This window comes from Streptomyces fulvoviolaceus, from assembly GCF_000718165.1.
GTDB classification, from domain to species: domain Bacteria; phylum Actinomycetota; class Actinomycetes; order Streptomycetales; family Streptomycetaceae; genus Streptomyces; species Streptomyces fulvoviolaceus.
Genome location: NZ_JOEY01000003.1, coordinates 149,080 through 173,667 on the forward strand (window position 1 = coordinate 149,080; position 24,588 = coordinate 173,667).

Annotated in this window: 18 protein-coding genes and 1 tRNA gene; 6 read left to right on the top strand and 13 right to left on the bottom strand. The window is 68.2% G+C overall.

Features of this window, described 5'->3' with window-relative positions; genetic code table 11:
* Positions 1-2: 2 nt before the first annotated feature.
* Complete coding sequence (locus IG08_RS0104535; RefSeq protein ID WP_030596539.1) at positions 3-1,808, bottom strand: bifunctional metallophosphatase/5'-nucleotidase; 1,806 nt, start codon at positions 1,806-1,808, stop codon at positions 3-5.
* 151 nt (positions 1,809-1,959) lie between these two features.
* Between IG08_RS0104535 and IG08_RS0104540 the strand changes: the two genes are divergently transcribed.
* Both IG08_RS0104540 and pyk read left to right on the top strand, forming a co-directional pair.
* On the top strand, positions 1,960-2,694 hold the full coding sequence (locus IG08_RS0104540; RefSeq protein ID WP_030596540.1) for an SIMPL domain-containing protein: 735 nt from the start codon (positions 1,960-1,962) through the stop codon (positions 2,692-2,694).
* Positions 2,695-2,827: 133 nt separating this feature from the next.
* On the top strand, positions 2,828-4,258 hold the full coding sequence (pyk, locus tag IG08_RS0104545) for a pyruvate kinase (protein ID WP_030596541.1): 1,431 nt from the start codon (positions 2,828-2,830) through the stop codon (positions 4,256-4,258).
* A gap of 3 nt (positions 4,259-4,261) precedes the next feature.
* Here pyk and IG08_RS0104550 read toward each other — a convergent pair whose 3' ends face one another.
* From IG08_RS0104550 to IG08_RS0104560, 3 genes are all read right to left on the bottom strand, one after another.
* Positions 4,262-6,193: an alkyl/aryl-sulfatase gene (locus tag IG08_RS0104550; RefSeq protein ID WP_030596542.1), complete on the bottom strand. Its 1,932-nt coding sequence runs from the start codon at positions 6,191-6,193 to the stop codon at positions 4,262-4,264.
* A gap of 107 nt (positions 6,194-6,300) precedes the next feature.
* A complete protein-coding gene (locus tag IG08_RS0104555; RefSeq protein ID WP_030596544.1) occupies positions 6,301-7,044 on the bottom strand; it encodes a helix-turn-helix domain-containing protein in 744 nt (247 codons plus the stop codon).
* A 107-nt stretch (positions 7,045-7,151) separates the two neighbouring features.
* Positions 7,152-7,226 (bottom strand) — tRNA-Leu (locus tag IG08_RS0104560).
* Positions 7,227-7,325: 99 nt separating this feature from the next.
* Between IG08_RS0104560 and IG08_RS0104565 the strand changes: the two genes are divergently transcribed.
* Positions 7,326-7,982 (top strand): ANTAR domain-containing response regulator, encoded by a 657-nt coding sequence (locus tag IG08_RS0104565; RefSeq protein ID WP_030596546.1) that lies wholly within the window; start codon positions 7,326-7,328, stop codon positions 7,980-7,982.
* A 75-nt stretch (positions 7,983-8,057) separates the two neighbouring features.
* Here the strand turns inward: IG08_RS0104565 and IG08_RS0104570 are convergent, their stop codons facing one another.
* The 8 genes from IG08_RS0104570 to IG08_RS0104605 form a co-directional block, all read right to left on the bottom strand.
* Positions 8,058-8,774: an ABC transporter ATP-binding protein gene (locus IG08_RS0104570; RefSeq protein WP_030596548.1), complete on the bottom strand. Its 717-nt coding sequence runs from the start codon at positions 8,772-8,774 to the stop codon at positions 8,058-8,060.
* Positions 8,771-9,616, bottom strand: a complete 846-nt coding sequence (locus IG08_RS0104575) for an ABC transporter ATP-binding protein (RefSeq protein WP_030596550.1) — start codon at positions 9,614-9,616, stop codon at positions 8,771-8,773. Before IG08_RS0104575 ends, IG08_RS0104570 begins: the two co-directional genes overlap by 4 nt.
* Before the next feature lie 5 nt (positions 9,617-9,621).
* Positions 9,622-11,406 (bottom strand): branched-chain amino acid ABC transporter permease, encoded by a 1,785-nt coding sequence (locus IG08_RS0104580; RefSeq protein WP_030596551.1) that lies wholly within the window; start codon positions 11,404-11,406, stop codon positions 9,622-9,624.
* Between the two features lie 5 nt (positions 11,407-11,411).
* Positions 11,412-12,341, bottom strand: coding sequence for a branched-chain amino acid ABC transporter permease (locus IG08_RS0104585; protein ID WP_030596554.1), 930 nt, complete (start codon positions 12,339-12,341; stop codon positions 11,412-11,414).
* A gap of 132 nt (positions 12,342-12,473) precedes the next feature.
* Positions 12,474-13,700, bottom strand: a complete 1,227-nt coding sequence (locus IG08_RS0104590) for a branched-chain amino acid ABC transporter substrate-binding protein (RefSeq protein ID WP_030596556.1) — start codon at positions 13,698-13,700, stop codon at positions 12,474-12,476.
* Positions 13,701-13,926: 226 nt separating this feature from the next.
* Positions 13,927-14,604 carry a hypothetical protein gene (locus IG08_RS0104595; protein ID WP_030596558.1) on the bottom strand — a complete coding sequence of 226 codons (678 nt, stop codon included), beginning with the start codon at positions 14,602-14,604 and terminating at the stop codon, positions 13,927-13,929.
* A 60-nt stretch (positions 14,605-14,664) separates the two neighbouring features.
* Positions 14,665-15,153: a PaaI family thioesterase gene (locus IG08_RS0104600; RefSeq protein WP_030596559.1), complete on the bottom strand. Its 489-nt coding sequence runs from the start codon at positions 15,151-15,153 to the stop codon at positions 14,665-14,667.
* 54 nt (positions 15,154-15,207) lie between these two features.
* Positions 15,208-17,499: an FdhF/YdeP family oxidoreductase gene (locus IG08_RS0104605; RefSeq protein ID WP_030596561.1), complete on the bottom strand. Its 2,292-nt coding sequence runs from the start codon at positions 17,497-17,499 to the stop codon at positions 15,208-15,210.
* Between the two features lie 178 nt (positions 17,500-17,677).
* Between IG08_RS0104605 and polA the strand changes: the two genes are divergently transcribed.
* Positions 17,678-20,407 (top strand): DNA polymerase I, encoded by a 2,730-nt coding sequence (polA, locus tag IG08_RS0104610; RefSeq protein ID WP_030596563.1) that lies wholly within the window; start codon positions 17,678-17,680, stop codon positions 20,405-20,407.
* A 1,004-nt stretch (positions 20,408-21,411) separates the two neighbouring features.
* Here the strand turns inward: polA and IG08_RS0104615 are convergent.
* Positions 21,412-22,281, bottom strand: coding sequence for a DUF4184 family protein (locus IG08_RS0104615; RefSeq protein WP_030596565.1), 870 nt, complete (start codon positions 22,279-22,281; stop codon positions 21,412-21,414).
* A gap of 308 nt (positions 22,282-22,589) precedes the next feature.
* On the opposite strand from IG08_RS0104615, the gene IG08_RS0104620 reads away from it, so the two are divergent.
* The gene (locus tag IG08_RS0104620) at positions 22,590-24,284 is read left to right on the top strand and encodes a lytic transglycosylase domain-containing protein (protein ID WP_030596567.1); all 1,695 of its coding nucleotides are present in this window, start codon (positions 22,590-22,592) and stop codon (positions 24,282-24,284) included.
* A 144-nt stretch (positions 24,285-24,428) separates the two neighbouring features.
* On the top strand, positions 24,429-24,563 hold the full coding sequence (locus tag IG08_RS58785) for an SPW_0924 family protein (RefSeq protein ID WP_106980872.1): 135 nt from the start codon (positions 24,429-24,431) through the stop codon (positions 24,561-24,563).
* Positions 24,564-24,588 lie beyond the last annotated feature (25 nt).

Consider the following 24,588-nt stretch of genomic DNA (forward strand, 5'->3'; position numbering starts at 1 on the left):
CTCTAGAAGACCGGCGTACCGTCCCGCGTCAGCTTCCAGTCCACCGACGCGAACTCCGACGGGTCCAGGACACCCTTCGCGGTCACCCACTCCGCGATCCGCGTCCGGATCTCCGTCGACTCCGCCCACAACTCGGTGGCCGACGCCACGTACGGGAACGCGCCACCGCCGTTCGCACGGTAGTTGTTCACCGCGAACACGAACTGCTGCGCGTCGTCCAGCGCCGCACCGTTGTAGGTGACGTTCTTGATCCGCGAACCCGCCACCTGCGCGATGTCGATCTCGTACGACAGCCCCGACACGTAGTCGTAGTTGTAGTCCGGCCGGCCGTTCGCGTTCGTCAGCTTCTCCACGTCGACCGTCACGTCCGCCGCCGTCTGCACGAAGTACTCCGCCGAGTACTCCAGGTACGCCTTCAGCTGCGCACCCGTCAGCAGCTTCGCCACCAGCGTGTTGTCGTACACGTACAGGCTCGACAGATCCCGGATCGTCACCTCGCCGGCCGGGATCTCCGACGTACGCGAGAACGGCGAGGCCTGCGCGATGACGGGCAGCGACGCGTACTCCGTGCTCGCCAGCGCCGCCTTGACCACGTCCTCCTGGACCTTCGTGATCAGGTCGATGATCGGAGCGTCCTTGTACCGCGCCTCGACCGTCGTCAGCGTCTCCGTCGCCGTACCGACCACCTGGTTCACGTACTCCACGACGATGTCGTGGTCGTCCTTCAGCAGCTTCGTGATCTTCGGATCGTCCGCGACCGTCTTCGAGTCCCGCACCGTCGCCTTCACCGACTCGACCGTCCAACGGCCCTTCGAGAAGACCAACTCGAAGTCGAACAGGGTCAGACGCTGCGCGTAGCACAGCGGCTCCGAGAGGACGACCGTCTTGCCGGTCTCCTCGTTCGTGACCAACAGCTCCGCGATCTCCGTGTGCGCATGCCCGACCAGGATCGCGTCGATCCCCGGCACCTGCTGCGCCACCAGCGCCGACGAGTTCTCGATGTACGGCAGCTGGTCACCGTACGACGAGGTACCGGAGGAACCGGAGTGCGCGGACACGACCACGACGTCCGCACCCATCGACCGCAGCTTCGGCACCCACTTCGCGGCCTGCTCCTCAAGCCCCGGGAACACCAGCTTGCCCTCGACGTACGCCTTGTCCCAGATCGCGATACCCGGGTTGGTCAGACCGAGGACGGCCACCTTCACCGGCGGGAGGCCCGGCGGGCAGAACTTCTTGATGAAGTAGGGCGGGAAGGCGGGCTTGAGGGTCTTCGCGTCCAGCGCGTTCGCACCGAGCAGCGGGAAGTGACACTGGTCCTCGAACTTCCGCAGCGTCTCGATGCCGTAGTTGAACTCGTGGTTGCCCAGCGCCACCGCGTCATAGCCAATGGCATTCATCGCCGCCGCCATCGGGTGGACCGGACCGCCCTCCGCGGTGATCGGGTCCACCTTCGCGTAGTAGTACGTCAGCGGCGTGCCCTGGATCGTGTCGCCCGCGTCGATCAGCAGCGTGTTGCGGCGGCCCTTCTCCGCACGGACCTGGTTCACCAGGGTCGACACCCGGGCCAGACCCTTCGCGTTGCCCTTGGCGTCCGAGTACTCCGTGTCCTTGAAGTAGTCCCAGTTGAAGATGTTGCCGTGCAGGTCCGTGGTGCCCATCACCGTCAGGGAGTACCGCCTCGCGGGCTTCTGCCCCTTCTTGGCCTCCGCAGCCTGCGCCGCAGGAGCCCCCACGGCACCCGCCAGCGCGACCCCCGCCCCGGTCACGGCGGACTTCTCCAGGAACTTCCTGCGGTTCAACGGCATGTCTAGATCTCCTCGGGGAACGGTCAACGACGCGCGTAGATTCTGACCCGGGCATGCCGAACGGCAACAGACCCCTGAGGTTTCGATCTGATGACCCAACCTGTGACTTCCCGGGGCCGTAACCAGCCAAGAACTGACAGAGTGGGTCGTTATGACCACACCTACTTCGTCCTCCGCGTCCACCACTGACGACCCCCAACCCGCCGTCCCCTACGGCACCCCCGACGCCCCCCGCATCGCCGTCCGCGGCGAAGCCCACCTCGAAGTCGACCCCGAGATCGCCCGCATCGGCATCACCGTCGCCTCCCGCGGCAAAGACCGCCGCACCGCCCTCGACGACCTCACCCACCGCAACACCACCGCCCTCGACCTCATCAAGACCTACGGCGAAGCGGTGGAAAGGCTGGAAACCGGATCCTTCTCCATCAGCCCCCAACTCAAGGAACACGGCCGCGGCGAACGCATCCACGCCTACCACGGCCGCGTCCACATCACCGCCGAACTCACCGACTTCACAGCACTGGGGGAACTCACGACACGACTGGCCGACCTGGACCTGACGCGAGTGGACGGTCCCTGGTGGGCCCTGCGCCCCGACTCACCCGCCCACCGACAAGCACGCCAGGAAGCCGTACGAGAAGCCGTCCAGCGCGCAAGGGAATACGCGGAAGCACTCGGCACCACACTGGCGGCACTGGTGGAACTCGCCGACATCGGCGCCGAACACGCCGAACCCTACGCACGAGCCGCCTCAGCCGGCCGCATGCGCTCCGCAGCCTTCACCGCCGAAGACTCCGCAGCCGCACCCCTCGACCTCGAACCCCAACGCCAACACGTCTACGCCCAGGTCAACGCCCGATTCACCATGGCACCACCACAGCTGTAAGCGCCCATCAAGAATGCTCATCGGAGCACCCCTGCGCACAATTCAACACTTGTCAATAACCCTTCACCCAAAGGTTGTTGGGTAGCCATGCACGACCAATTCCCTACCCACCGGTAAGCCCTAGGGTCACACCATGCGCCGAGCAAAAATCGTCTGCACCCTGGGCCCCGCCACCGACACATACGACCAGATCAAAGCCCTGGTCGAAGCCGGAATGGACGTAGCCCGCCTCAACCTCAGCCACGGCACCCACGCCGAGCACGAGGAGCGCTACCACCGCGTACGCAAAGCCTCCGACGAAACCGGCCACAGCGTCGGCATCCTCGCCGACCTTCAAGGCCCGAAGATCCGCCTCGGCCACTTCACCGAAGGACCCGTACTCCTTGAACGCGGCGACACCTTCACCATCACCGTCGAAGAAGGCGCCCAAGGAGACCGCGAGAGCTGCGGCACGACCTACAAAGGCCTCGCCGCCGACGTCACCCCCGGCGAACGCATCCTCGTGGACGACGGCAAAGTCTGCCTCCAAGTCACCACCGTCGACGGCCCCCGCGTCCACACCACGGTGCTGGAAGGAGGCATGATCTCCGACCACAAAGGACTCAACCTCCCCGGCGTCGCCGTCTCCGTCCCCGCCCTCTCCGACAAGGACGAGGCCGACCTCCGCTGGGCCCTGCGCACCGGCGTCGACGTCATCGCCCTCTCCTTCGTCCGCAGCGGCCGCGACATCGAAGACGTCCACCGCATCATGGACGAAGAAGGCCGCCGCCTCCCCGTCATCGCCAAAGTCGAGAAACCCCAAGCCGTCGACGCGATCGACGACATCGTCGCCGCCTTCGACGGCATCATGGTCGCCCGCGGCGACCTCGGCGTCGAAATGCCCCTCGAACAGGTCCCCATCGTCCAGAAGCGCGCCATCAAACTCGCCAAGCGCAACGCCAAGCCGGTCATCGTCGCCACCCAGATGCTCGACTCGATGATCGAGAACTCCCGCCCGACGAGGGCCGAGGCCTCGGACGTGGCCAACGCCGTCATCGACGGCACGGACGCCGTGATGCTCTCCGGCGAGACCAGCGTCGGCAAATACCCCATCGAGACGGTCCGCACGATGGCAAAGATCGTCGAAGCCGCCGAGGAAGACATCCTCGCGAAGGGCCTGCCACCGCTGACCGAACGCAACAAGCCCCGCACGCAAGGCGGAGCGGTAGCCCGCGCGGCAGCCGAAATGGGCGACTTCCTCGGCGCCAAGTTCCTCGTCGCCTTCACCCAGTCCGGAGACACGGTCCGCCGCCTCTCCCGCTACCGCTCACCCATCCCCGTCCTGGCCTTCACCCCCGAACCGGCCACCCGCTCCCAACTCAACCTCACCTGGGGCGTGGAGACCTTCCTCGGCCCACACGTCGACTCGACGGACGCCATGGTCGACCAGGTGGACGAACTGCTGTTGAAATACGGCCGCTGCGAGCAGGGCGACATCGTCGTCATCACGGCAGGCTCGCCGCCCGGCGTCTCCGGCACGACGAACCTCGTCCGCATCCACCACATCGGCGAGGAAGACAAATAAGCCTTACGGCGTCACGACGTTGAAGTCCGCGGTCGGCGTCACGATCACCGAGAACAACCTGGTGAGCAACGTGACGTCACCGGACGCCTGAATCGACCCCAGCCCCTTGCCCGCGAGCAGTTGAAGCAGCTGCACCTTGCTCATGATGAGAGTGAGCCCGGCAGAGGCATTGGGCGCAGAGCCCGAAGTACGGGTAAGAACCCCATGCTTGAGCCGCAGATGCCAGTACGTGGCCTGCCCCGGCAGATACCAGTCGATAGCCAGGTCCAGATCCCAGGCCTTGGGCCCATCGACGCGCACGGACATCGCATCGATGAGCTGATCCACGGAGAGCGCCGCCTTCACGTCCGAACTGTCCGACGCGGACGTGGCCTGCTTCACCCCCTCCCGCAACTCCCGCGCACCCGTCAGATAGAAGTTCCGCCACACCGCGTTCTCGGTCGCGTACGCCAGCTTCTCGTAGACCTGCGCGAGCAGTTGCTTGGACTGCTGGTGATCCGGGTCGGCGAAGACACAGTGATTGAGGAGAGTGGCGGCGAACCGCAGATCGCCCTCCCTGAGGAACTCACGGGCTTTCCCGACGGCGGAGCTCATCCCCCCGAGCGCCTTCACATACCGCTTCGCCTCGGCGACCGGCGGATGCTCCCACAAATGCGCCGGGTTGGCATCGAACCAGCCCATGTACCGCTGATAGATGCCCTTCACGTTGTGACTCACGGACCCGTAGTAACCACGGTTCGCCCACACCTCGGCAAGAGCGGGCGGGAGTTGGAACTCCTCGGCGATCTCCTTGCCCGTCATACCGGAGTTGAGCATGCGGAGGGTCTGGTCGTGCATGTAGGCGTACAGATCCCGCTGGGCCTCGAGCAGGGCGACGATCTCGTCGTTCCCCCACGTCGGCCAGTGGTGCGAGGCGAAGGCGACGTCGACCTGACCGTCGTAGAGGCCGACGGACTCGGTGAGATACGCCGCCCACTGCTTGGCATCACGGACCTGCGCGCCCCGCAGAGTGACGATGTTGTGCATGGTGTGCGTGGCGTTCTCGGCCATACAGACGGCACGCAGCTCGGGAAACAGGAAGTTCATCTCGGCGGGCGCCTCGGTGCCGGGCGTCATCTGGAACTCCATGACGACACCGTCGACGGTCTCGCGCTGCCCGGTCTCGGAGACGTACTTGGTGGGTTCGAGCAGCCCGACGGTGCCGGTCGAGATGTTCTGCCCGAGCCCGCAGCCGAGCTGGGCGGTGGGGCCCTTGTCGAGGTGGGCGCCGTACATGTAGATGGAGCGGCGGGTCATCGCGGTGCCGGCGAACACGTTCTCCGATACGGCGTGCTCCATGAACCCCTCGGGGGCGAGGATCGGCACATCGCCGGCACCGTCCGGGAGTACGCCTCGGCAGCCGCCGTAGTGGTCGACGTGCGGGTGGGTGTAGATGAGGCCGGTGACCTGCTTGTCGGCGCTGATGTTGTCGCGGTACAGCTCGAGCGCGGCGGCCGCGGTCTCGGCGGAGATCAGGGGATCGATGACGACGATTCCGGTGTCGCCCTCGACGATCGTCATGTTCGAGAGGTCCAGCCCACGGACCTGGTAGATCCGGTCGGCCACCTTGTAGAGCCCCTGCTTCCGCACGAGCTGGCTCTGCCGCCAGAGACTGGCGTTCGCTGTCTTCGGCGCGTCGCCGTCGAGGAAGTCGTAGGCGTCGTTGTCCCATACGACGTCTCCGGCGGCGTTCTTGACGACTCCCGGCTCCAGGGCGGCGATGAAGCCCTTGTCGGCCGCCTTGAAATCGGCGTCGTCCGAGAAGTCCAATTCATTGGCGTTCATTGCGCTTTGATCACTCACGCCTGCAGTCTGCCCCAGGGCGGCGGCGGATTCCGGGCTCACTGCAACGGCGGCGGCCGCAGCGACGAACCCACGTCGGTTGATGGGAGTCATGCGGCCGAAGATCTCCGGCCGGGTTCGGGGTGGTCAACGGTTGCGTCGGGATTTGGGGTGGGTCCCAGCCGGGGGTGGGGTCGGCTGGGACGGGTCATATTGCGGGGTCAGTGTTTGGGACCTACGTGGGTGTCGAGGAGGGCTACGGAGGCTTTGCGGGCGATGGAAATGTTGCGGGAGTTCGCCAGACGCCACTCGACGCCCACGAGGTTCAGCGCCTCGGTGAAGAGCCGCATGATGTCGCCCGACAAGTTGGTGAAGAAGTACCGGGGGTATTCGTAGCGCTTAGGCTCACCATCTACGAGGCGGGTCGTCCAGTTGGTGATGCGGCATCCGTCGGAGTGGATGAGGCCGCGAATGAATTCCCAGGGGTGGGCGTCGACGATTGCTTGCTGCCAGGGTGCAAGTGCGATGGTGCGCTCGTGCTTCTTGCCGGGGCCGTGCTGTGGGAAGAGGCTGGGCCAGTGTCGGGAGTAGCTGGTGACCATCGTGCAGCCCTCCCTCTGCAGGGCGTACACGCCAATGCTGGGGCGCACTTGGGTGATGGCCTCACGGCACAGCTGGATGAGGCCGGGCCATGCGTCGGCGCACGCGATGCGGAGGTAATAGCCGCTGCGCGGGTGGGCGCTGATGCAGCCGTCGCCGAGGTAAAGGCCCAGCAGATAGGAGTACGCGCGTTCATCCGCCGGAGGCCCGGGATCCTCGGGTGCCATTCGAGGTAGGGGCTCCAGGCGTTCCTGCCAGGAACGGATCGCGGCTCGTGAGATACCCGTCTCCCGGCTGACCGAGTTCAGGCTGCGCCCCTGTCCAACCAGTGCGAGTGCTCGCTTGCGTGTGCTCACGTCGTACATGTGGATCACTTTGTGAGAGCGATCACGGCGACACACAGCAAAAAGCGGATGTTCACGAGAACGTGGACATCCGCTTATCGGTGCCAACCTTCGAATCGAAGGAAAAGTGCCCCGGGTCGGACTCGAACCGACACTGTATGGGTTTTGAATCCATTGCCTGCTGCCAATTGGGCTACCGGGGCCCACGGAATCCAAGGTTTCCCTTGACCCGCCGCGCGTCCACCTTACCGCAGCTAGGTAGGCTCTTGTCAGCAGCACCCCGCCCTGAACGAGGAGCCCCCGTGACCGCCCCCGAGTCGCCCCAGCCCGTAGACGCGCCCGACGACGACAAGTCGCACGTGCCTCCGCTGACGACCCGTGTCGTCATCGCCGAGGACGAGGCCCTGATCCGGCTCGACCTCAAAGAGATGCTCGAAGAAGAGGGCTACAGCGTCGTCGGCGAGGCAGGTGACGGCGAGCAGGCCGTGGAGCTCGCCCGCGAGCACAAGCCCGACCTCGTCATCCTCGACGTCAAGATGCCCAAGCTGGACGGCATCTCCGCGGCCGAGAAGATCGCCGAAGAGCGCATCGCCCCGGTGCTCATGCTCACCGCCTTCTCGCAGCGCGACCTCGTCGAGCGTGCCCGTGACGCCGGCGCGATGGCCTACCTGGTCAAGCCGTTCAGCAAGAGTGACGTCGTCCCGGCGATCGAGATGGCCGTGTCCCGGTTCACGGAGCTGAGGGAGCTGGAGAACGAGGTCGCGGACCTCACCCTCCGCTTGGAGACCCGCAAGCTGGTGGACAGGGCGAAGTCGATCCTCCAGACCGAGTACGGCCTGACCGAGCCCGCCGCGTTCCGTTGGATCCAGAAGACCTCGATGGACCGCCGCATGTCGATGCAGCAGGTCGCGGAGGCCGTCATCCAGGACGCCGACGAGAAGAAGGCCAACAAGGGCTGAGCCCACGCACACGGCACGAACGAGGCCCGCGTCCCTGATTCAGGGGCGCGGGCCTCGTCGTAGGCACAAAGGACGTTAGTCCTCGCCGAGGTACGCCTTGCGCACGGATTCGTCGTGCAGCAGGTCCTGTCCGGTGCCGGAGAGGACGATGTTGCCGACCTCCATGACGTGCCCGTGGTCGGCCAGGGACAGCGCGGCCTGGGCGTTCTGCTCGACGAGCAGGATCGTCGTGCCCTGGGACTTCAGCTCGACGATTGTCGCCATGATCTTCTGCATCATGATCGGCGAGAGTCCCATGGACGGTTCGTCGAGCATGAGCAGCTTCGGCTGGGACATGAGCGCGCGCCCCATGGCCAGCATTTGCTGTTCGCCGCCGGAGAGGGTTCCTGCCGCCTGGTTGCGGCGTTCTCCGAGGATGGGGAACAGGTCGTATGCCTTCTGGATGTCCTTCTGGATGCCTTCAGTGTCCTTCCTCAAGAACGCTCCGAGCTGGAGGTTTTCGAAGATGGTGAGGCGGGGGAAGATGTGCCGGCCTTCGGGGGAGTGGGCGAGGCCGAGGGCGACGATCTTGTGGGCGGGGACGCCGTGGAGCGGCTTGCCGTCGAACAGGATCTTTCCGCCGGCCGGCTTGAGGAGGCCCGAGAGGGTGCGCAGGGTCGTGGTCTTGCCGGCGCCGTTGGTGCCGATGAGGGTGACGACCTGGCCGGCTTCGACGCTGAAGGAGATGCCCTTGACGGCTTCGATCTTGCCGTAGGCGACCCGGAGGTCTTCGACCTCGAGGAGTGCGGTCACTGGGCGTCTCCCTTGGTGCTGGCGTTCTGCGCTTCGGCTGCCGCGACCTCCGCGGCCTCTGCCTCGCCGGGGGCGCCCTCGAACGGTTCGCCCAGGTAGGCGGCGATGACGCGTTCGTCGGCCTGGACGACTTCGGAGGTGCCTTCGACGAGTTTTTCGCCCTGGACGAGGACGGCGACGCGGTCGCAGAGGTTGAAGACGAAGCGCATGTCGTGCTCGATGAGGAGGACGGCGATGCCCTTGTCGCGGATGGCGAAGACCAACTCTTCGGTCGCCCGCGTCTCTTGGGGGTTCATGCCGGCGGTGGGCTCGTCGAGGAGGAGCAGGCCCGGCTCGGACGCGAGCGCCCTCGCGATCTCCAGCTTGCGCTGTTCGCCGTAGGGGAGGTTGCGTGCCAGGTGGTCCCGCTTGTCCGCGAGGCCGATGAACTCCAGGAGTTCCATGGCTCGTTCTTCGCTGGCCTTCTCCGCCTTCTTGAAGCCGGGGCCGCGCAGGAGGGCGGACCAGAGGCCTTCCTTCGTGCGCGTGTGGCGGCCGACGAGGACGTTCTCGAGGACCGTCATGTTGGCGAAGAGGCGGATGTTCTGGAAGGTGCGGGCGATGCCGGCCATCGTCACCAGGTGGGGCTTCGGCGGGAGGACCGTTCCCTTGTACGAGACCGTCCCTTCCGTCGGGATGTACAGCCCTGTCAGGCAGTTGAAGAAGGTTGTCTTGCCGGCGCCGTTGGGGCCGATGAGGCCGACGATCTCGCCGGAGTTGACGGTGAAGTCGACCGAGCGGACGGCGGTGAGGCCGCCGAAGCGCATGGTGACGTCGCGGGCTTCGAGTACTGGTGTCGTCATGTTGTTCACGCCCCCGCCTTGGTCACGGTGGCCGGTTCGTCGGTCAGCGTCGTGGTGTCTGGTACGTCGAGTTGGCCGGTCTCGTGGAATTCGAGTTGGCGGCGGCGGTTGGCGATGATGCCTTCGGGGCGGAAGCGCATCAGGAGGATGAGGGCGATGCCGAAGGCGAGCAGCGACTTGTCCTGGAGGAAGACGAGCTTCTCCGGGAGCAGGTACAGCAGGGCTGCGCCGAGGATCGGGCCTGCGACCGTGCCCATGCCGCCGAGGACGACTGCGGCGAGGAGGAACGCGGAGTTGGGGGGTGCGGCTCCGGCGAACTGGTACGGGTTGGGTACGACGCTGTAGGTGACGTGGGCGCTGACGGTGCCGGCGAGGCCGGCGAGGGTGGCGCCGAGTGCGAAGGCGATGAGTTTGACGCGGAAGCCGTTGATGCCCATGGCGGTGGCGGCGGTTTCGTCTTCGCGGATGGCGATCCAGGAGCGGCCGATGCGGGAGTCGGCGGCGCGGGTGTAGACCAGGACCACGATGGCCATGATCAGCACCATCAGCAAGTAGTAGTTGGCGAAGCGGCCCAGTGTGAAGCCGGCGATGTCGTGGGCTTCCCCGAAGTTGTAGCCGAAGAAGGAGAGGTCGGGGATGGCCGGGATGCCGTTGGGGCCGTTGGTGATGTCGGGGCCGGAGTCGCCGTCCATGTTGTTGACGGCGATGCGGAAGATTTCTCCGAAGCCGAGGGTGACGATGGCGAGGTAGTCGCCGCGCAGTCGCAGGGTGGGGGCGCCGATGAGGACGCCGAAGATGAGCGATGCGGCGGCGCCGGCGAGGGCGGCGGCCCAGAAGGGGAACTGGACGCCGGAGAAGCGGGAGAACTCGGAGCCGGAGACGAGGGCGGCGGTGTAGGCGCCGACGCCGAGGAAGGCGACGTATCCGAGGTCGAGGAGTCCGGCGAGGCCGACGACGATGTTCAGGCCGAGGGCGACCGTCCCGAAGATCAGGATGTTGACGCCGATGTTGGCGTAGTGGTCGTTGCTCTGGGTGAAGGGGAAGACGATCGCGGCGGCGAAGCCCATGGCGAGCGTGAAGCTGCGGTTGTGGGCGACGAGGCGGGAGAAGCGGTCGATGAGGCCTGCGGTGTGCAGGGCCCAGACGGCGAAGACGACGACGATGAGGTAGCCGATGAAGAGTTCGCCGTATTCGGTGTCGATGCCGTAGGTGAAGACGGCGAGGCCGAGGGCGGTGACGACGGTGATGAGGGCGCGCTCTGCCCAGCCGCTGAGGGGCTGGGGTGCGGGGATGCCGTCGGGCTTGGCGATGTACGCCTTGAGGTTTTCCTTGGTGTCGCCGGTGTTCGGCTCGGGGAGAGCGAAGGCGCCGAGGACGGGGAGCACCGAGGCGATCGCTGCGATGTAGCCGCCGGGTTCGAGGTTGGCGAGTCCGCCGAGTTCTACGGCGATCGAGATGATCGTGTACCAGGTGACGCCGAAGGCGCCGATGGCGGTGAGGACGAGGGGTGCGTTGTTGCGGGCGGGCAGGAGCCAGCCGAGGCCTCGTATGCCGTAGGCGGCGAGGGCGAACAGCGCGGTGAGGATGCCGGCGGTGAAGGTCAGCCACTGGAGGCCGCCGGGGTAGCCGGTGATGGTGAGGTCGCCGGGGAATTCGGAGGTCCAGGTCCAGGCGAGGAAGGCGCTGGCGGTGGTGGCGATGCCTCCGGCGAGGAGGAGTGCGCGGGCTGCCGCGAGGGGGAGCGGGATGAGTCCGCGGGCGGTGGGGGTGGTCTTGGTGGTGTCGGTCATCGTGATCACGCCCTGTCCGCGACGCGTTCGCCGAGTAGGCCTTGTGGCCTGACGAGGAGGACGATGATGAGGAGGGCGAAGGCCCAGACGTTGGCCCAGCTCTGGCCGCCGAGTTGTTGCATGCCGGGGACGCCGTCGATGTAGGCGGAGGCGAGGGTTTCGGCGACGCCGAGGACGAGGCCGCCGAGCATGGCGCCGTAGATGTTGCCGATGCCGCCGAGGACGGCGGCGGTGAAGGCCTTGAGGCCCATGAGGAAGCCCATGCGGTATTCGACGTTGCCGTATTTGAGGCCGTAGGCGACGGCTGCTACGGCGGCGAAGAAGCCGCCGATGGCGAAGGCGATGACGATGATGCGGTTGGTGTCGATGCCCATGAGCTGGGCGGTGTCCGGGTCCTGGGCGGTGGCCTGCATGGCGCGTCCGGTGCGGCTCTTGCGGACGAAGAAGGCGAGGGCGGACATGCAGACGATGGCGGCGAGGATCAGGAAGATGTCGGCGTCCTTGATGGTGATGGAGCCGATGTCGTGGGTGGTGTCGAGGCCGGGGAAGGCGATGGTGCGGTCGGCGCCGGGGTAGAAGTTGCGGACGACTTCCTGGAGTGCCAGGGAGAGGCCGATCGCGGTGATGAGTGGTGCTAGCCGTGGTGCTCCGCGCAGGGGTCTGTAGGCGAACCGTTCCGCTCCGACGGCGATGAGGATGGCGACGAGTCCGCCGCCGATCAGCATCAGGGGGATGGCGATGGCCATCGAGGTGCCGTCGGGGAGTATGTAGACGTAGACCGTGAGGGCGCCGAAGCCTCCGGTCATGAAGATCTCGCCGTGCGCGAAGTTGATGAGCTGGACGATGCCGTACACCATCGTGTAGCCGATGGCGATCAGCCCGTACATCGAGCCTAGGAGCAGCCCGTTGGCCAGCTGCTGCGGCAGGGTGTTCACCGCGTGGCCTCCATGTCACTGGTGGTCGTGTGCACTGGTCGCGTGCAGGGGTGGGGTGTGGCAAGGGCCGCGCGGTCGGGGTCCCCTTCCGCGCGGCCCGTGGGTGGTGCTGTTACAGCTGGAGGCCTGGGCTCAGCCGAGGTCGGCGGTGCCGGTCTTCACAGCCTTCCACTCACCGTTGGTGACCTGGTAAACCGTCAGCTGCTTGTTGGTGGTGTCGCCGTACTCGTCGAAGGAGACCTTGCCCGAGATGCCTTCGAAGTCGGACTTCTGGACCTCGTCGACGACGCTGGAGCGCAGGGCGTTGATGTCGCTGGGGACCTTGTTGTCGTTGGCCTCGACGGCTGCCTTCACGGCCTTGATGATGGCGGTGGTGGCGTCGTAGGAGTAGGCACCGTAGGCGCCGTAGTCACCCTTGTAGCCCTTGGCCTTGTAGGTCTCGATGAAGGTCTTGGCGGCGGGCAGGGTGTCGGCGGGGACGCCGATGGCGGTGGCGAGGTCGCCCTCGGATTCGGTGCCCGCGGCCTCGATGTAGGTGGTGGCGTACATGCCGTCGCCGCCGAAGAGCGGGATCTTGACTCCGCCGTCCTTCATCTGCTTGGTGATCAGGGAGGACTCGTCGTACTGGCCGCCGTAGTAGAGCAGGTCGGCCTTGGAGTTCTTGATCTTGGTGACGAGGGAGCTGAAGTCCTTGTCGCCGGTGTTGACGTGGTCGGTGGCGACCACGGTGCCGCCGAGCTTCTTGAACTGCTCGGCGAAGATCTTGGCGAGGCCGGCGCCGTAGGTCTGCTTGTCGTCGACGACGAAGACCTTCTTCTTCTTGAGGCCGTTGAGCGCGTAGTCGGCGGCGAAGCTGCCCTGCAGTTCGTCGGTGGTGGCGGTGCGGAAGTACGTCTTGTACGGCCGCTTCTTGTCCGTCTGCCAGTTCTTGCCCTGGGTCAGCTCGGGGTTGGTGTTCGAGGGGGAGATCTCGACCATGTTGGCCGAGGCGAACACCTGCTGCATCGACTGGGCGACACCGGAGTTCAGGGGGCCGACGGCGCCGACGGCGGTCTTGTCGCCGGTGATCGACGTGGCGTTCGACTGGCCGGTGGCGGGCTGGGCCTTGTCGTCGTAGGCCTTCAGCTTGAAGGTGACGCCGGGGACGAGCTTGTTCTTGTTGGCGTCGTCGACGGCGATCTGGGCGCCGTACTGGATGCCGAGGCCGGTGGTGGAGTTCTCGCCGGAGAGCGGGGCGTCCACGCCGATCGTCAGGGTGGTGGTGTCCCCGTCGCCGCTATCGCCGCCATTGTCGTCTCGGGAGCCGCAGGCGGTGAGCGTCAGAGCTCCAGTCGCGAGGACGGAGGTAAGTATCACCAAGGAACGTCGCACAATCAGTCCTTTCCGCAGGCACTGCTGACCCTGTGGGGGCGGCGGGTGCCGCGCTGGTACCGAACTCCCGATGGAGCGGTGACTGGCCGTGACTCTAAGCCCGGTTTGCAGGCAGAGGCATCGTTGAGGCCTGGCTTGTGACTTTCTTGTTATGACGTGGTGGAGGGTGGGCTGGGGGGAAGGGGGCTCTCAGCCGTTTTGGCGGAATTTCCGCTCAGTCCGCATTTTGAGAACCTGCACTTCCGGTTGGTCGTGGGGCCGGTCGTGCGGGTGCGCGGCCGCAGGCGCCGTGAAGGAGCTCGGAAAGATCGCGGGAGTACGCGTCGCCGAAGATGAAACTGTGGGGTTGTATTGCGCGTGTGTTACGCAGCGTTACGTCGAGAAAAGGGAGGTGGGCATTCAGGGGCAGGTCCGAGCAGTCGGCCACGGATATCTCCACCGTGATCCGGCGTGTTGCTCCTGCGCTCACGGTGAAGTCGGGGGCGGGTGTGGCGTGGGCGGTGAGTCCCTTGAATGCGGCGCCGATGACCCGGACGGTGACGGGTGGGCCGCTGTGGACGGACACGGCGAAGCGGAAACGGCCGCTGGTGGCCTGGGGGCTCGCGGGTGGGGCGGAGCCGAGGTAGTGCCAGGCGGTGACATTGGCGGGCCAGGGGGCGGGGTTTTCGGGCGTCTCGGTTCGGTCGGCGGTGAGGGCGTGGGGGACGAGGGCTGCGGCTGTGGCCGCGGTGATTGCGCCCATGGCGAGGGCGGTTCTGCGGGTGCGGGGCGGCAGTCCGGTCCAGCGTGTGGTCCAACGGTCCGTCAGGCGTGGCCCGTCGACGCCGATGACGTCGTAACTCTCGTCCGTCTCGGGGGAGTCGACGGGTTCCACGGGGCCGATACCACTCATGAGGGCAGCCTCATGGGGAAACGGTAGGGGAGTGCTACGGCTCCTGCCCAGGCGGTGTGCTCAGCCGAGGGTGCGCAGGGTGGTCGCGTCGCTCGCGTTCACGTCGCGCAGGAGGCAGGTGAGGCGGGCGGTGCAGACGCGGTGTCCTTCCTCGTCGCTGATCGCGATCTCGTACGTCGCCGTGGAGCGCCCTCGGTGCAGGGGGGTGGCGACTCCGGTGACCAGGCCCGAGCGTGCGCCCCGGTGGTGGGTGCAGTTCAGGTCGACGCCGACGGCGATCTTGGAGCTTCCGGCGTGCAGCATGGAGCCGACCGAGCCGAGGGTTTCGGCGAGTACGGCGGAGGCGCCGCCGTGCAGCAGTCCGTACGGCTGGGTGTTGCCCTCGACGGGCATGGTGCCGACGACGCGCTCGGCCGAGGCTTCGACGATCTCCACGCCCATCCGGGTGCCGAGGTGTCCCGCGGAGAACAGGGCGGGCAGGTCGACGCCGAGTGCGGCGTACTCGGCGATGACCTCTTGCGGGAACTTCACGTGCTGCTGTTCGCCCATGGGGCCGGGCTCCGTTCGTCGTGATCAGTCGGTACGGCCTGCCTGAGCAAACGCTCAGTCGGCTGCCGATTGTTCCAGACGTACGACGACGGACTTGCTGGCCGGGGTGTTGCTGGTGTCGGCGGTGGCGTCGAGGGGGACCAGGACGTTGGTCTCGGGGTAGTAGGCGGCCGCGCAGCCGCGTGCCGTGGGGTAGTGCACGACCCGGAAGCCGGGGGCTCGGCGCTCGACGTCGTCCTTCCACTCGCCGACCAGGTCGACGTACGAGCCGTCGGCGAGGTTGAGCTTCTGTGCGTCCTCGGGGTTCACCAGCACGACCCGGCGGCCGTTCTTGATGCCCCGGTAGCGGTCGTCGAGGCCGTAGATCGTGGTGTTGTACTGGTCGTGCGAGCGCAGCGTCTGCAGCAGCAGCCGGCCCTCGGGCAGCTCGGGGTACTCGACGGGTGCGGCGGTGAAGTTGGCCTTGCCGGTGGCGGTGGGGAAGCGGCGTTCGTCGCGTGGGGCGTGGGGGAGGGTGAAGCCGCCAGGGCGACCAGCAGAATCAGTCACGCGCGCGTTGAAGTCCTCGAAGCCGGGGATCACGCGGGCGATGCGGTCGCGGATGGTGGCGTAGTCCTTCTCGAACTCCTCCCAGGGCGTGCGGGATTCGGAGCCCAGCACGCGGCGTGCGAGGCGGCACACGATCGCCGGTTCGGACAGCAGGTGGGTGCTCGCGGGCTCCAGGCGGCCGCGGGAGGCGTGCACCATGCCCATGGAGTCCTCGACGGTCACGAACTGCTCGCCGCTGCCCTGGAGATCGCGCTCGGTGCGGCCGAGGGTGGGCAGGATCAGGGCACGCGCGCCGGTGATCGCGTGCGAGCGGTTGAGCTTGGTCGACACGTGCACGGTCAGCCGGGCGCGGCGCATGGCGGCCTCGGTGACGTCGGTGTCGGGAGAGGCGGAGACGAAGTTGCCGCCCATGGCGAAGAAGACCTTCGCGTCGCCGTCGCGCAGGGCGCGGATGGCCTGGACGACGTCGTAGCCGTGCTCGCGCGGGGGCGCGAAGCCGAACTCCTTCTCCAGGGCGTCCAGGAAGGCGGGGGCGGGGCGCTCGAAGATGCCCATGGTGCGGTCGCCCTGCACGTTGGAGTGGCCGCGCACCGGGCACACGCCGGCGCCCGGGCGGCCGATGTTGCCGCGCAGGAGAAGGAAGTTGACGACCTCGCGGATGGTCGGCACGGAGTGCTTGTGCTGGGTGAGGCCCATCGCCCAGCACACGATGGTGCGCTGGGAGGCGAGGACCATGCGCAGGGCTTCGTCGATCTCCGCGCGGGTGAGGCCGGTGGCCGCGAGGGTCTCGTCCCAGTCGGCGGCACGGGCTTGAGTGGCGAACTCCTCGTAGCCGTGGGTGTGTTCGTCGACGAAGGCTTGGTCGACGGCCCCCTCGGTCTCCAGGATCAGCTTGTTGAGGAGGCGGAAGAGGGCCTGGTCGCCGCCGATGCGGATCTGCAGGAACAGGTCGTTGAGCGCGGCGCCCTTGAGCATGCCCTGGGGGGTCTGCGGGTTCTTGAAGCGCTCCAGGCCCGCCTCGGGCAGCGGGTTGACGCTGATGATCTTCGCGCCGTTGGCCTTCGCCTTCTCCAGGGCGGAGAGCATGCGCGGGTGGTTGGTGCCGGGGTTCTGGCCGGCGACGACGATCAGGTCGGCCTGGTAGAGGTCCTCCAGCAGGACGCTGCCCTTGCCGACGCCGATCGTCTCGGAGAGGGCCGAGCCGGAGGACTCGTGGCACATGTTGGAGCAGTCCGGCAGGTTGTTGGTGCCGAGTTCGCGCGCGAAGAGCTGGTAGGCGAAGGCTGCCTCGTTGCTGGTGCGGCCGGAGGTGTAGAAGAGGGCCTCGTCGGGGGAGCCGAGGGCGGCGATCTCCTCGGCGATGATGTCGAAGGCGCGCTCCCAGGTCACCGGCTCGTAGTGATCTCCCCCTTCGGGGAGGTGCATGGGGTGGGTGAGCCGGCCCTGCTGGCCCAGCCAGTAGCCGCTGCGGGTCGCGAGGTCGGCGACGGAGTGCGCGGCGAAGAACTCCGGGGTGACCCGGCGCAGGGTGGCCTCCTCGGCGACCGCCTTCGCGCCGTTCTCACAGAACTCCGCCGCGTGCCGGTGCTCCGGCTCCGGCCAGGCGCAGCCCGGGCAGTCGAAGCCGTCCTTCTGGTTGACCCGCAGCAGGGTCAGCGCGGTGCGCTTCACGCCCATCTGCTGCTGGGCGATGCGCAGGGTGTGCCCGATCGCCGGGATGCCCGCGGCCGCGTGCTTCGGCTCGGTGACCTGGGGCGCGTCCTGAACCGGATCTGCCTTGGGCGGCTTGCTGGCCATCGCGCACTCTCCTTCACGTACCTATGAAGTACATCTCCGATCCTCGCACGTGGCAGTGACAACGATCGCGGCCGGGCGAGCGGAGGACGGGAGCATTGCTTGCGGTGTCCGTCCCGCGGAGGACGTCGTTGGTGGCGGGCGGGCCTGAGTGTCAGTGCGGCGTGGCAGGATCGGGGTCGTGGCAGAAACAGCATCGAAGACGACCGACAAGACCGCCGGCGGCACCCGCCCCCGCCTGATGCTCATGGATGGGCACTCGCTGGCCTACCGCGCGTTCTTCGCGTTGCCCGCGGAGAACTTCACGACCGCGACGGGGCAGCCGACGAACGCGATCTACGGCTTCGCGTCGATGCTGGCCAACACCCTGCGCGACGAGGCGCCCACGCACTTCGCGGTGGCCTTCGACGTGTCCCGCAAGACGTGGCGCTCCGAGGAGTTCACGGAGTACAAGGCCAACCGCTCCAAGACCCCGGACGAGTTCAAGGGTCAGGTCGAGCTGATCGGCGAGGTGCTCGACGCGATGCACGTCTCGCGGTTCGCGGTCGACGGTTTCGAGGCGGACGACGTCATCGCGACGCTCGCCACCCAGGCCGAGGCCGAGGGCTTCGAGGTGCTGATCGTCACCGGCGACCGCGACTCCTTCCAGCTGGTCACCGAGAACACCACGGTGCTGTATCCGACGAAGGGCGTCTCGGAGCTGACCCGGTTCACTCCGGAGAAGGTCGTCGAGAAGTACGGATTGACGCCCGCGCAGTACCCCGACTTCGCGGCCCTGCGCGGAGACCCGTCCGACAACCTGCCGGGCATCCCCGGGGTCGGTGAGAAGACGGCCGCGAAGTGGATCAACCAGTTCGGTTCCTTCGCGGACCTGGTCGAGCGCGTCGACGAGGTCAAGGGCAAGGCCGGGCAGAACCTCCGCGACCACCTGGAGGCCGTCAAGCTCAACCGCCGGCTCACCGAGATGGTGCGCACGGTGGAGCTGCCTAAGCAGGTCACCGAGCTGGAGCGAGCGCCGTACGACCGCACGGCGCTCGCGATGATCCTGGACACCCTGGAGATCCGTAACCCCTCGCTGCGGGAGCGGCTGTTGGCCGTCGACCCGGGCGCCGAGGACGCGTCCGAGGCCGCGCCGGCCGCCGCGAGCGGCGTGGAGCTCGACGGCGTCGTGCTCGGCACGGGCGAGCTGGCCCCGTGGCTGGCCGAGCACGGCACGGAGGTCCTCGGTGTCGCCACGGTCGACGCCTGGGCGCTCGGCGCGGGCTCGGTGGCCGAGGTCGCGCTCGCTGCCGGCGGGGGAGCGGCCGCCTGGTTCGACCCGTCCCAGCTGGACGAGGCCGACGAGACGGCGTGGGGGGCCTGGCTGGCCGACGCCGACCGGGCCAAGGTCTTCCACAACGCCAAGGGCGCGATGCGGGTCTTCGCCGAGCACGGCTGGAGCGTCGCCGGGGTCCGCATGGACACCGCGCTCGCCGCCTACCTGGTCAAGCCGGGCCGGCGTTCCTTCGACCTGGACGCGCTGTCCCTGGAGTACCTGGGCCGCGAGCTCGCCCCGGCCGCCGCGGCCGACGGCCAGCTCGCCTTCGGCACGGACGAGGGCGCCGAGGCCGAGGCCCTGATGGTGCAGGCCCGCGCGATCCTCGACCTGGGCGAGGCCTTCGAGGGCCGCCTCCAGGAGGTCGGCGCCGCGGACCTCCTGGCGGACATGGAGCTGCCCACCTCCGAGCTGCTGGCTCGTCTGGAGCGGCACGGTATCTCGGCCGACCGGGCCCACCTGGAGGCCATGGAGCAGATGTTCGCGGGCGCCGTTCAGCAGGCCGTGAAGGAGGCGCACGCGGCGGCCGGGCACGAGTTCAACCTGGGCTCGCCCAAGCAGCTCCAGGAAGTCCTCTTCGGCGAGCTCGGCCTGCCCAAGACGAAGAAGACGAAGACCGGCTATACGACGGACGCCGACGCCCTGGCCTGGCTCGCGACGCAGACCGACAACGAACTGCCGGTGATCATGCTCCGGCACCGTGAGCAGGCGAAGCTGCGTGTCACCGTCGAGGGCCTGATCAAGACGGTCGCCGCGGACGGCCGTATCCATACGACGTTCAACCAGACGGTCGCGGCGACCGGCCGCCTGTCCTCGACCGACCCCAACCTGCAGAACATCCCGGTCCGCACCGACGAGGGCCGGGCGATCCGCCGCGGCTTCGTGGTCGGCGAGGGCTTCGAGTCCCTGATGACCGCGGACTACAGCCAGATCGAACTGCGGGTGATGGCCCACCTGTCCGAGGACGAGGGCCTGATCGAGGCGTTCACCTCCGGCGAGGACCTGCACACCACGGTCGCCTCCCAGGTGTTCGCCGTCGAGCGCGACGGGGTCGACGCGGAGATGCGCCGCAAGATCAAGGCGATGTCCTACGGCCTGGCATACGGTCTGTCGGCCTTCGGCCTGTCCCAGCAGCTGAACATCGACGCGGGCGAGGCCCGTGCCCTGATGGACACCTACTTCGAGCGCTTCGGCGGCGTACGCGACTATCTGCGCCGGGCGGTCGACGAGGCACGCGCCACGGGCTACACGGCGACGCTCTTCGGACGCCGCCGCTACCTGCCCGACCTCAACAGCGACAACCGCCAGCGCCGAGAGGCGGCCGAGCGGATGGCCCTCAACGCCCCCATCCAGGGCACCGCCGCGGACATCGTCAAGATCGCCATGCTCAACGTCGACAAGGCCCTGCGCGCGGCGAACCTCGACTCCCGCATGCTCCTCCAGGTCCACGACGAAATCGTCCTGGAGATCGCCCCCGGCGAGCGGGCGGCAGTGGAGGAACTGGTCCGCCGCGAGATGGCCGACGCCGTCCACCTCACGGTCCCGCTGGGCGTCTCGGTCGGCGTGGGGCCGGACTGGGAATCGGCGGCGCACTAGCCTCCGACGGTGGGGGGGGGTATGCCTGCGGCGGCCTGTGCGGGTGTGGTGGGGGTGCGTGTAGCGCGTTCGGTTGTGTGGTGGGTCGGGGCCGTGCCGGGGGGGGTGTCCGTCCTCGGTCGGGCGGTGCTGTCGGCTGGGGATGCGCTCGGCGATGGACGCCCGCCGCTGCGGGCGGACACCCCCCGGCACGTCCCCTTGCCGCCGTACGCGGCTGACGACGCCCAGGCCTGTGCCGGGTTGCTCGCCGTTGGCGGCTGACGCTCACGCCCGTGCCGGGTTGCTCACCATCGGCGGCTGGCGCCCACACCCGCGCCGGGTCCTCACCATCGGCGGCCGCGGCAACGCCCTTCATTAGGGGCGCTCTTTAGGGGCGCGGGGAACTGCGCGACCAGCCCCCACCCACCCGCAGACGCCCCACTACCTCACGCGGCACCCCCAGCGGCGCGCCCCAGCACCGGCCTGCCGGCAAGCGCACCTCGTGACCGCCCATCCGCCCACCCCCGGAGGAACCGTCACTCGCGTGGCCCCCGCGCACGCGCACCCCGCCACCGGCGACCGTAAGGATGCGGGCATGGGTATACGCATGCTCCACCGCCGGACGGCCCACGCCCGGACGCGGGCACAGGCGCACGCCGACACGGCCCGGTCCGCACCACGCCGACCGGTCCCGGCCCACGCGGCCGCCGCAAGCACCGTCCGCGTTCCGACCGACCTTGCGACGCTGTTGCGCCGCGCGACCGCCGCGACAGGCACCGTCGGCCTCGTGGCAGTCCTCCACCGTGCGCCAGGCGCCGCTCACCTCGCGACAGCCCTGCGCCACGCGACCGCAAGCCTCCGGCACCGGCTCGCCGACCGAGACCGGGACGCCGTAGAGCCTCGAGAGCCCTCCGCCCCGCGGCTCTGGGCCGAACTGGCCCTCAGCTACCTGGCCCTGGCCCTCACCCTGCTGCCGAGGTCACGCCCGATGCCCACCATGACGGTGTTCATAGCCCCCGACCCCGTCAGTGGACGCCCGGACCGCTCCGCTCCAGATCGGCCCCTTCCGAGCCGCCAGGCACCCGCACCTGCTGCCCCCGAGCCGGACGCCACACCCTGATCCCCACCGCGTACAGCAGCAGCCCGAGCACCAGTCCCGCGCCCGCCCCGAAGCACAGTGTCGGAATCAGCTCCCAGGGCTTGGCCGTGGAACCCCAGTAGTCCCACCACCGCGACGCCCGCTGCACCGCGCCCACCAGCGCACAGCCGCCGATCACGGCACCGGCCCAGCACCGGTCGCGTACGGACAGCGCGGGAACCCCCACCGGCGAGGCCGCCGGAACCCGCCGTAGCGCATGCACCACGAACACGGCGATGACGGCCGCGGCCACCGCCGAACCGCCGTACTGCAGGTACCAGTACAGAGGGGAGCCGGCCACCTCCCGTCCCAGGACGGGAAACAGCCGCATGCCCCACCGGTCGAGATGCGTGAACGCGTCCCACACGACATGGGTCAGGGCGCCGAGCACGGCGGAGACGTACCACCACACCACCAGAGCGGGCTGCACGCGCGCGCGTGGCGCCCCGCAGCGCAGCAGAGAAGCCACCGCGTCCTGCCGCCCCCGCGGCAGCAGCGCCACCAGCGGTTCGCGCACCAGCAGCCACAGCCCCACGAGCGCCCAGGCGATGAGCACGTCGATCGTGAAGACGCCCGGGAAGGAGTGCGTGACGTCACCGAACTCCATCGCCCCGGACAGGACACTCGCCGCGTAGTAGGTCATGTCGGGAGCGAAACTTCCGGCCACGAGCACGGCCGGAACCAGTCGGCCCCGGCCGGATCCATCGGCGCGTACGGCGGGCAGTACGGCGGCCGCATGGCTCAACGTGAACGGCAACGGGGCTCCTCACGACGGACGTTGTCCGGGCGCCGGCCCGGGTGATCAGTGCCGTCCAGTATGAGCGACGCGAGCGCGCACCGATCGAACATGGCCAAGCGGTGAATAACGGTCACCAACGGGTGCCCGAGGAAAGCAAGTTGTCATAGGGTCGCTTGGGTCGCCGTGCTGGGGAGCTCGGTCGAACGCGCGAACAGAGGATTGAAGCGCGCCAAAGGGGCAACCCCCACGGCGGGTCGATCGTCACAACTCGATGAGCGTGGCAGACAGAGACGGGCGCTCGGGCGTCCACGGGAGGGGTTCACTTTATGGCGGCGCAATTCGGTAGGAGGCTGCGCAAAGGGGCGGCAACCACCGCCGTGGCCGCGGCCGCGGTCGCAGCACTGTCCGCCTCCCAGGCCCCGGGGGTGACCGCCGACGACAGCGGCAGATCGACCGCCACCGGCGCCCAGCCCTCACCCGACGCGACCGCCGACGACGGCGGCGCGACCGGCAACTCGCCGTACTACACGGACCTGCCGCCGCTCAACAGCCCGAACCCCTCGCCGACCGTCGGCACGCCCGCCGCGACGGGCAGCACCGAGTCGGGCATACCCGCGACCGTCCTCGACGCCTACAAGAAGGCCGCGACGGCGCTCCAGGAGTCCAAGCCCGGCTGCAACCTGCCCTGGGAACTCCTCGCCGCCATAGGCAAGGTCGAGTCGGGCCAGGCCCGCGGCGGCAACGTCAACGCCGACGGCACCACGATCACCCCGATCCTCGGCCCCCAGCTCAACGGCAACGGCTTCGCGAACATCAGCGACACCGACAACGGCGCCTACGACGGCGACAGCAGCTACGACCGCGCCGTGGGCCCCATGCAGTTCATCCCCTCCACCTGGGCGTGGGCAGGCCGCGACGGCAACGACGACGGCAAGAAGGACCCCAACAACGTCTACGACGCCGCGCTCGCGGCGGGCCACTACCTGTGCCGCTACGGCTGGGACCTGTCGACCGACGGCGACCTCAGCAGCGCGATCCTCAGCTACAACAACTCGCAGGACTACCTGAACACGGTCCTGTCGTGGCTGGAGTACTACCGCAAGGGCACCCACGAGATCCCGGACGGCACCGGCTCCCTGCCCGGCAACCGCAGCGACAGCGACTCCGGAGCGAGCCCGACTCCCACGCCTCCGGTCACGGAGTCGCCCGGCACCAACACCCCGAGCCCGACTCCGCCTCCGTCGTCGACCCCGCCCCCGTCGTCGACCCCGCCGGCCACCGAGACCCCGACGCCCACCGAGACGGTGGACCATCTCGAGGACTCGGGTACCGCGAAGCTCACCGCCATGGCGGGCGACGCGTTCACGAAGAAGGTCAGCACCAAAGCCGAGGACGAGGACGGCAAGGGTGTCGCCAAGGTGCGGATCCGTTTCACGATCGTCGGCGACACCGACGCCACCTTCGTGGGCGGCGAGAAGGTCGCCACCGCCCTCACCAACAGCTCCGGGGTGGGCACCGCGCCCGCGCTCCAGGCCGGCGAGACCACGGGCGACTTCACCGTCCGGGCCACGCTCATCGGCCGCACCCTCAGCGGCCTGGACTACACGGCCACCGTCACCGAGCGCGTCGCCGACACCCTCGTCCGCACCAGCGACACCGAGCTGACCTGCACCGTGGGCGGCGAGTTCGCCGACCAGGTCGAGGTGAAGGCGACGAACGACGGCGAGGTCGCGGACAAGGTGGCGGTCACCGCCACGCTGATCAAGTCGGCGCTCGACCCGACCGAGAACGACAAGGGCCCCTACTTCAAGGACGCGGACGGCAAGGTCGTACGCACCCTGACCGGTCTGGAGACGGACGAGAACGGCGTACTGAAGCTCCCGAAGCTGTACGCGGACGCCACCGCCGACACGTACATGCTCCGCATCACCACCGCGGGCGGCGCGGCGCTGAACGTCCCGCTGACCGTGACGGAGGCCGAGACGTCGACCGCGAGCCCGTCGGCCAGCCCCACCGCGTAGCAGCAGTCCATCGCAGTACGACGGCGGCGCCCCCTCGCCGAGGGGGCGCCGCCGTCGTGTGTGCAACGTGTTCTCATCTCACCCGCACGTTGCTACGGTGCCGGACCTGACGACCTATCAGTTCCAGTCCGTCGGGAGGCAGGTATGCGCGCCCTGATCGCCGCAGCGATCGGCTTCGCCGTCGCGCTCGCCCTGGTCCTCACGATCACCGCGATGGGGTCGCCGACGGGCAAGACGTCCCCGAAACCGCTGCTGACGACGGTGCCCGCACACCCGTAGACCGCTCTGTGGACCGCTCTGGGGA

What these genes read in the sequence shown, in the direction of transcription:
- IG08_RS0104575 (WP_030596550.1), bottom strand. Translation starts at nt 9,616, where the DNA reads ATGACGACACCAGTACTCGAAGCCCGCGACGTCACCATGCGCTTCGGC.
- IG08_RS0104580 (WP_030596551.1), bottom strand. Translation starts at nt 11,406, where the DNA reads ATGACCGACACCACCAAGACCACCCCCACCGCCCGCGGACTCATCCCG.
- IG08_RS0104540 (WP_030596540.1), top strand. Translation starts at nt 1,960, where the DNA reads ATGACCACACCTACTTCGTCCTCCGCGTCCACCACTGACGACCCCCAA.
- IG08_RS0104605 (WP_030596561.1), bottom strand. Translation starts at nt 17,499, where the DNA reads ATGGCCAGCAAGCCGCCCAAGGCAGATCCGGTTCAGGACGCGCCCCAG.
- IG08_RS0104550 (WP_030596542.1), bottom strand. Translation starts at nt 6,193, where the DNA reads ATGACTCCCATCAACCGACGTGGGTTCGTCGCTGCGGCCGCCGCCGTT.
- IG08_RS0104600 (WP_030596559.1), bottom strand. Translation starts at nt 15,153, where the DNA reads ATGGGCGAACAGCAGCACGTGAAGTTCCCGCAAGAGGTCATCGCCGAG.
- IG08_RS0104535 (WP_030596539.1), bottom strand. Translation starts at nt 1,808, where the DNA reads ATGCCGTTGAACCGCAGGAAGTTCCTGGAGAAGTCCGCCGTGACCGGG.
- IG08_RS0104595 (WP_030596558.1), bottom strand. Translation starts at nt 14,604, where the DNA reads ATGAGTGGTATCGGCCCCGTGGAACCCGTCGACTCCCCCGAGACGGAC.
- IG08_RS0104555 (WP_030596544.1), bottom strand. Translation starts at nt 7,044, where the DNA reads ATGTACGACGTGAGCACACGCAAGCGAGCACTCGCACTGGTTGGACAG.
- IG08_RS58785 (WP_106980872.1), top strand. Translation starts at nt 24,429, where the DNA reads ATGCGCGCCCTGATCGCCGCAGCGATCGGCTTCGCCGTCGCGCTCGCC.
- IG08_RS0104620 (WP_030596567.1), top strand. Translation starts at nt 22,590, where the DNA reads ATGGCGGCGCAATTCGGTAGGAGGCTGCGCAAAGGGGCGGCAACCACC.
- pyk (WP_030596541.1), top strand. Translation starts at nt 2,828, where the DNA reads ATGCGCCGAGCAAAAATCGTCTGCACCCTGGGCCCCGCCACCGACACA.